The sequence below is a fragment of the Arthrobacter sp. 05L45_2 genome (assembly GCF_056397525.1).
On sequence record NZ_JBFTNO010000225.1, the window covers coordinates 1 to 5,052 of the forward strand.

General features: G+C 68.6%; 4 protein-coding genes. 3 read left to right on the forward strand and 1 reads right to left on the reverse strand.

The genetic code is table 11. The features are described 5' to 3' along the window. On the forward strand, positions 1–629 hold a 629-nt coding region (locus tag AC1DHD_RS14295), incomplete at its 5' end, for an MMPL family transporter (protein WP_476880347.1). Positions 630–738: 109 nt separating this feature from the next. On the opposite strand, the gene AC1DHD_RS14300 is transcribed toward AC1DHD_RS14295, so the two are convergent. Beyond that, on the reverse strand, positions 739–2,142 hold the full coding sequence (locus AC1DHD_RS14300; RefSeq protein WP_476880348.1) for an HNH endonuclease: 1,404 nt from the start codon (positions 2,140–2,142) through the stop codon (positions 739–741). 149 nt (positions 2,143–2,291) lie between these two features. On the opposite strand from AC1DHD_RS14300, the gene AC1DHD_RS14305 reads away from it, so the two are divergent. Further along, the gene (locus AC1DHD_RS14305; RefSeq protein WP_476880349.1) at positions 2,292–2,960 is read left to right on the forward strand and encodes a Maf family protein; all 669 of its coding nucleotides are present in this window, start codon (positions 2,292–2,294) and stop codon (positions 2,958–2,960) included. A 124-nt stretch (positions 2,961–3,084) separates the two neighbouring features. Further along, entirely contained in the window at positions 3,085–4,923 is a 1,839-nt protein-coding gene (locus AC1DHD_RS14310) for an acetyl/propionyl/methylcrotonyl-CoA carboxylase subunit alpha (RefSeq protein ID WP_476880350.1), read from the forward strand. Positions 4,924–5,052 lie beyond the last annotated feature (129 nt).

A 5,052-nucleotide genomic window follows, 5' to 3' on the forward strand; every position in this document is an offset into this window, starting at 1 on the left:
TCGTCGGGCTGTCCCTGATCCTGCTGCTGTTGGTGTTCCGATCCATCGTGGTGCCGCTGCTGGCCACCGGCGGCTTCCTGCTCTCGCTCGCGGCGGCGTTCGGCGGCGTTGTGGCGGTGTACCAGTGGGGCTGGCTGGGCTCCGTGTTCGGCGTCGAGAACCCCGGCGCGGTACTGAGCTTCCTGCCCATCATCCTTATCGGTGTGCTGTTCGGCCTGGCCATGGACTACCAGGTCTTCATCGCCTCCGGCATGCGGGAGTCCTACATGCACGGCGAAACGGCCAAACACGCGGTCCGCACCGGGTTCAGCCACGCCTCGGCCGTGGTCACCGCGGCCGCGATCATTATGGTCAGCGTGTTCTCCGGCTTCATATTCTCGCACCTGAACATGGTGCGGCCGCTGGGCTTCGCGATGGCCTTCGGTGTGCTGGTGGACGCCTTCGTGGTGCGCATGACCATCGTCCCGGCCGTGATGTACCTGCTGGGCAGCAAGGCCTGGTGGCTGCCGAAGTGGCTGGACCGCATCCTGCCGGACGTCGACGTCGAAGGCGCCAAGCTGCGCAAGCCCGCGTCCGCCGCGGAGACTGACGCCGGTGACGCCGAGCCAGCGGCGGCCGCGGCCCGGTAACGGTAGGCGCCCGGGGCCGTTTGGTCCGACCTGGCCGCCCGTCGATCATTGCGATCGGCGGGCGGCTTTGTTGGTGGGCGGGCGAACCGGTTGTTGGCTGGATGTACCCTCAAGCCGCAGCCCGATTCGCCACGCGAGCCTGCAGCAGGGTTTTTGCCCGTCGGTGGCGAGCGCGGCGGCGTTTGCTGATCGGGTCCGCTTCCGGGTCGGGGTCCGATTCCGGATTTCGAACTTCCGCCACGGCACTCCCCCGAATAAACCTGCTAGGTGGTCCGGTCCCCGGCAGCGGGGCTGCTGTGGAGCGGTAGCTGTGGCCGGTGGGGGTGGTGAGCTGGATGGTGTGCCGCCCGGGTCCGGGGCGTTGCTGTGCGGTCCAGCCGGGGGTTTCTTTGGTTTGGTTGCAGGCTTCGCAGAGCCCGGCGCCGTTGGCTGCTGTGGTTTCTCCGCCGCGGTACCAGGGGACGATGTGGTCCAGGTGCCGGATGGGCGCGTCGCAGTAAGGCGTGCGGCAGGTGCTGTCGCGGGTTTCGATGAAACGGCGCAGCCCGGCGGGGAACAGTCGGGCCCGCGAGTCCATGCTGATGAGTTCGCCGGTGCCTGGAGCGGTGTAGAGCCTCCGAACCCAAGTTCCGAACTCGGGGTTTTCACCCTTACTCGCCAGGAGTTTTCTGGCCCATCCGGCAGGGACGATGCCGTAGCCGGGGAGGCGGGCGGGCACATTGCCTCCGGTCAGGAGGGTCCGGTCGGTCATGACGAGTTGGACTTCGATGCCGGTGATCCCTCCCGGGGTGCCGGTAACCCGTTCGACCAGGGTGTCGGCCATTACCTGGCCGCGGGTTCGTGGGTCTCCGGTGGCGCGGGCGCTGTCGGCGTGCCGGCTGAGGGCGGCGTAGGCGGCGACTCCGGCTGCGACGGGGAGCAGGGCCGTGAGGTAGCACATGGTGTCCGGGGCCGGGCGGAGACTGACGCTGCGTTCGGTGTCGGCGTGGGCGGCGCGTTGGGTGACGGAGCGGGGGTCGTGGCGGTAGGCGGCGGATTTGGCTGCGGAGACGATGGCGTGGTCGCCGGCGCCGTCGAACGTGCCGGTGTCGGCGGCGAGTTCTTCGTCGACAGCGGCCCGGTCGGTTGCGTCCAGGCAGGCGGTTTCGCGGACTAGGAGCGTGGCCCGCCACTCGTTCAACTGCCCCGACTCCAAAGCGGCGAGGGTGTGCGGCATCTCGGTTACGAGCGCCCGGGCCAGGCCCAGCAACCTCGAGCCTTTGGCGGGGGATTCGCGCCGCGCGAGGGCGACTTCGGCCCCGACCCCGGCACCGAGTTTGTCCGCCGACATCCCGGCGTCGGCTTGTTCCCGCCGCCGCGCAAGATCCAGCTCCACGGCCAGGCAGGCCTGTCTGGCTGAGATCGCGGACTTGCGATCTTCCAAAGCCCGGAGCTCGTCAATGATCGCCGCCGCGTCTCCCACCACCTGGCCCGAAGCGACAGAATCCCCGAAAAGCTTCCGATCGCCTTCCATGACTCAATTCAATCGGAGGGGTCTGACAATATAAGGCCGCGCCCTATAGAGTCGCGCTCCTGCCATTCGGCCGAGATCCGTCGAGCTCTGCCGCCGACGGCTGCTACCTATCCCGCCACACTGTCACCCCAAGGCACTACGCTGGTGCCGTGACCCGCCTCATCCTTGCCTCCCAGTCCCCCGCCCGCACCAAGCTGCTTGCCAACGCCGGCATCGCCCACGAAGTCCTGGTTTCCGATGTTGACGAGGACGCCGTGCAGGCCCGGTACGGCGTGACCGACCCGCATGACACGGCCCTGTTGCTGGCCCGCGCCAAGGCCGAGGCCGTCGCCTCGCTCCCGGAGGCGCACGGCGCACTGGTGCTCGGCTGYGACTCTGTCTTCGAGTTCGACGGCGAGGCCCACGGCAAGCCCTACACCGCCGACGTCGCCAAGGAGCGGATGCTCCGGATGAGCGGCGGCATGGGGGTGCTGCACACCGGCCACTGGCTGGTGGACTGCCGCGACACCGACGCCGACATCAGCCCCGGCTCCGGAGCGACCCTCGGTGCCGTCTCCTCCGCCGAGGTCCACTTCATGGAGATGAGCGAGGCGGAGATCGRCACCTACATCGCCACCGGCGAACCGCTCCAGTGCGCCGGTTCCTTCACCATCGACGGCTACGGCGGGGCCTTCATCCGCAAGGTCGACGGCGACCCGCACGCCGTCGTCGGGCTCTCCGTCTCCACCCTCCGCGGCCTCCTCGGCCAGGCCAAGGTGGGCGTCACGGAGCTCTGGACCGGCGGCGCAGCCAGCCCCGCCGACATCCGCGCCGAGTGAGCCATTTCGCACCACCTTGTAGGAAACCCACAAAGGATCAGCCGTTTACGCGCGGAATCCGCAAGTAATATCGGCGGAACCCACAAAACCGCGCTAGGCTCCCTGAAGGAAAGAAGGAGACGCCTTGTCAGCTAATTCGGAGCAGTCCGCAACGCCAGTGCCCGCCGCCACCACGCCGGGAACCCACCGCCTGAGCAAGGTGCTGATCGCCAACCGCGGTGAAATTGCCGTGCGCATCATCCGCGCCGCCCGCGACGAAGGCATCGGCTCCGTGGCCGTGTACGCGGACCCTGACCGCGACGCGCTGCACGTCAAACTCGCCGACGAGGCCTACGCCCTGGGCGGCAACACCGCCGCGGAGTCCTACCTGGTGATGGACAAGCTGATCGAGGTGGCCCGGCGCTCCGGCGCCGATGCCATCCACCCTGGCTACGGTTTCCTCGCCGAAAACGCAGAATTCGCCGCCAAGGTGATCGCCGCGGGCATCACCTGGATCGGCCCCTCCCCCGAGGCGATCTCCGCCCTCGGCGACAAGGTCCAGGCCCGCCACATCGCCGAAAAGGTGGGCGCGCCGCAGGTCCCCGGCACCGCCGACCCGGTCGAATCCGCCGAGGAAATCCTCGAGTTCGTGGACAAGTTCGGCCTGCCCGTGGCCATCAAGGCGGCTTTCGGCGGCGGCGGACGCGGCATCAAGGTGGCTCGGACCCGGGAGGAAATCCCCGAGCTCTTCGAATCCGCCGTCCGCGAAGCCACGGCCGCGTTCGGCCGCGGCGAATGCTTCATCGAACGCTTCCTGGACGCCCCGCGACACGTGGAAACCCAGTGCCTCGCCGATGCCCACGGCAACGTGGTGGTCGTGTCCACCCGCGACTGCTCCCTGCAGCGCCGCAACCAGAAGCTGGTCGAGGAAGCCCCGGCCCCGTTCCTCACCGCCGAGCAGAACCAGCGGCTCTACGAATCCTCCAAGGCCATCCTGAAGGAAGCCGGCTACCTCGGCGCCGGCACCTGCGAATTCCTCGTGGGCCAGGACGGCACCATCTCCTTCCTTGAGGTCAACACCCGGCTCCAGGTGGAGCACTGCGTATCCGAGGAAGTCACCGGAATCGACCTGGTCCGCGAACAGTTCCGGCTGGCGCGCGGCGAGGAACTTGGCTACGGCGACCCCGAGGTCCGCGGCCACTCGATCGAGTTCCGCATCACCGGCGAGGACCCGGGCAGGAACTTCATGCCCGCCCCCGGCACCATCACCAAGCTGTTGAACCCCACCGGCCCGGGCGTACGGATCGACTCCGGCGTGGAGCAGGGCGACGTGATCAGCGGCAACTTCGACTCCATGCTCTCCAAGCTGGTCATCACCGGCGCCACCCGCGCCCAGGCCCTGCAGCGCTCCCGGCGCGCGCTTGAGGAGATGGTGGTCGAGGGTATCCCCACCGTCATCCCGTTCGACCTCGCCGTGGTCAGCAACCCCGATTTCGCCCCCGCCGAAGGGCCGTTCAAGGTCCACACCCGCTGGATCGAAACCGCTTTCGTCAACGACATCCCGGCATGGACGCCGACCGGCTCCGCCGAGGAGGCGGCCGACGCCGGCGAACGCCAGCGCGTCGTCGTCGAGGTCGGCGGCAAGCGCCTAGAAGTGGTGCTGCCGGCCTCGCTGGGCACCATCAGCGGCGGCAGCAAGCCAGCCAAGGCCAAGAAGCGCTCCCGCAGCGCCGGCACGGCTGCACCGGCCGGCGGCAACGCCCTGACCTCGCCGATGCAGGGCACCATCGTGAAGGTGGCCGTCACCGAAGGCGACCGTGTGTCCGAGGGTGACCTCGTGGTGGTGCTGGAAGCCATGAAGATGGAGCAGCCGCTCACCGCGCACCGCGCCGRCATCGTCATCGGGCTTTCCGCGTCCGCCGGGGAAACGGTGTCCGCGGGCGCTGTCATCGCCATGATCGAGGACGGCGAAACGGCCGAATAGGTCCGGCGCCGGTGGCGGGGGCAGACTTAGCTACGTGAAGCCATTCCTGCTCCTCGCCTCCCGCGCCGAGGACGCCGCCGCCGACGACGAATACCTCGCCTACCTGCGCTACACCGGCCTGGACAAGGC

Excerpts from the sequence above, each read along its gene's own strand:
- AC1DHD_RS14300 (WP_476880348.1), bottom strand. The coding sequence starts at position 2,142 with ATGGAAGGCGATCGGAAGCTTTTCGGGGATTCTGTCGCTTCGGGCCAG.